This window comes from Methylosinus sp. R-45379, from assembly GCF_001644125.1.
In the GTDB taxonomy this organism is placed as follows: domain Bacteria; phylum Pseudomonadota; class Alphaproteobacteria; order Rhizobiales; family Beijerinckiaceae; genus Methylosinus.
The window spans coordinates 1-2,444 of sequence record NZ_LUUM01000117.1 but is presented as its reverse complement, the minus strand read 5'-3'; the positions used below and the strand labels follow the sequence as shown (position 1 = coordinate 2,444).

The following is a 2,444-nucleotide window of genomic DNA, read 5'->3' as shown; positions in this document are numbered from 1 at the left end:
AATATAGGGATTTGTCGCTGCAGTGACGATTTTCGATTTCAATTCGTCGGACTCGATATGTTTGAAATTTCCGCGCGTGGCCAGTCCATGATAGACGGCTCGCGCCGCCACGCCATGATGATCGCCCGCCATAGGAAATATAACCATCGGAACTCCAAACAGAATGCACTCCTTGACAGTATTCGCTCCGCCGTGCGTGATCATGACCTTCGCGCGTTTCAGCAAGGCTAGCTGCGGCGCTTCGTTGACGCAAATGACGTTTTCAGGGGTCGAGTCGACATCCGCCGTTTCGATGGCTCCCGCGTTCACCACGACCCAGCGCCAACCGGGCATCTCTTTCGCCACTGTCGAGAGCTGACGAAAAAACCGAACGTAATCTGATCTAGCCTGCCACAAATACGTGCCCAGCGCACAATAGATCAATGGCCTGTCATCAGCTATCGACTCCCAAGGGAAATCCACCTCTTTGCGCTCCAGCCACACCGATGCTCCGATATAATGCCTATCGGGAACGTCGATCCGATCGAACTCGAAATCGGGATGAAACGGAATTAGCTCGGGAAGACTTACTGAAAACTCCTTCTTGTATGGACAATCCATTCGATAGTCGTCGACGCCATATTTGTCGGCGATCCTTTTAGTCAATGCAGCAATCTTCTTGGTATTCCATCCGTGTGCCAAATTGTGCCGCTTCCAGGCAATTAGAACGCGAAGCGACTGCAGGATCGATCCTTCACACTTCGGAACAAGCCCTGATGACGCTGGAGGTGAACCTGTTCCTTCTGGAACAGAAAAGGCAGACCGGAGGTAAATCGCTCCGATTCCTAAAGATCTGGCCATTAGCGCAAGCCATTCGACGTGCGGAACGCCCCCGAGGACGATGAAATTGATATGCAAGTCCTTCATCAGACGGAGGAATTCTTCATCCCCGCCAGCGATCAGGTAATCAACGAATCGAACCAGCAGCGCATGCCTCCTTCGCGCCGAGACGAGAAAATTCAACCACGACAATTTGGAAAATTCATAATAGTCCAGGTTCTTGAAGGCGTGCCTCGGGAAGAACCTTTCAAATAGCGTATAGAATTCGAATCCGTTATTTTTTATGAGCTCAGCGGAATCTGCTAGCCCGGCATACACGACTTTGTGACCTCTCGATTTGAGGTCCGCCGCAAGTTGCAGACTTGTGTTGAGCGAACCTACCTGATGCACGAAGAAAAACATGATATTCGACATATGCCCCCCTGTAGGCTGCCTGCCACCACACGAAAGAACGAAGCCTTTCGCTCCTCATCTCGGCCAGCCCTGCAAGCCAACGACCACAAGTTATTTCAGGTAATGAAGTCGTTACCGATCTGCGCGATCAGTGCGCGCATTTCCGGCGTGTCCTGCGGCACCGAATGGCTACAGCTACTGCACGGCGCTTTCTTGGTTTCATAATTGAAGAGACTTCTGCGCCAGTCCACGAGAGCGCTTGCGGCATACGCTTCGAAGATTGTTCGCCCGTCGTTCAAATCGGCTACGACGTGCGCTTCATGCTCGCGAATGTCCGACCGGATATTGCAGCAGGGTACCACGCATCCGTTCCAGTCGACATAAAAATGCTTGAATACCACGGGGCACCAGGACTCACGCCGATAGGAGCCTATGGGTACCTGTCCCCCGCGGTCGACGCCCGTGCGCTCGAAATTTCGAGATAGCAGCTTGACCCTCATTCCCGGGTAGCGGAGCTCGGCGGCGTAGCCAACACCTTCCTTTGCTTCCGAGAACTCGCACGGCAACCCGAGCTGCTTAACCTTGTTCGTCATCGCGGTCAGCATCTCGACGTCTGAATACCGAGCCGTGTTGCCGAGATAGGTCATAATATTGATGGAGTTGAGGCCGGAGTCTCGAAGCTCCTCCAAATACTCACGGGTCAAGTAGTCGCCGTTGGTGAAAGTCGTCAAATGCGCATTGGGCAGACGGATCCGCGCCTGACGCAGACGCTTGAGAATAATTCGATCGGACAGAGGCTCATTATAACGGCTGTAGGTGACGACCCGATCATATGCGATATCAGCGAGGTCGTTGACGATGCGGAGGTACAAATCCTCATGCATGAATTGATTGCTGGAGCGACGGTCGACGAGCGAGTTCGGGCAGAACCAGCAAGTACGATTGCAGTAGCTGAAAATTTCAATTTCCACCTGGCTCACCGTTCTCTTGAACAGTTCCTTCGCCGTCTCCAGCGACGCTACCTTGGTGAAGAGTTCCGCTCTGGCGGTTGCGACGATCTCCTCTGGAGTAACTGTGATGAACACCATGACCTCCCTCCGCAGCCGGCAGGCTTCGATAGAAAGCAACCGCTCGGCGCGATGCGGACTATTCTCACCCACTTATCGACGGCCTGCGCTCGTTGAATACGCGGAATGTCACCTTGGATGTGAATAGCCCTGCGAGCGCCCGAC

At 53.4% G+C, this 2,444-nt stretch carries 2 protein-coding genes; both read right to left on the bottom strand.

The features are described 5' to 3' along the window. On the bottom strand, nucleotides 1-1,233 hold a 1,233-nt coding region (locus A1351_RS06655; RefSeq protein WP_157096133.1), incomplete at its 3' end, for a glycosyltransferase. Nucleotides 1,234-1,328: 95 nt separating this feature from the next. After that, the gene (locus tag A1351_RS06650) at nucleotides 1,329-2,300 is read right to left on the bottom strand and encodes a radical SAM/SPASM domain-containing protein (RefSeq protein WP_064032561.1); all 972 of its coding nucleotides are present in this window, start codon (nucleotides 2,298-2,300) and stop codon (nucleotides 1,329-1,331) included. Nucleotides 2,301-2,444 lie beyond the last annotated feature (144 nt).

Excerpts from the sequence above, each read along its gene's own strand:
- A1351_RS06650 (WP_064032561.1), bottom strand. The coding sequence starts at position 2,300 with ATGGTGTTCATCACAGTTACTCCAGAGGAGATCGTCGCAACCGCCAGA.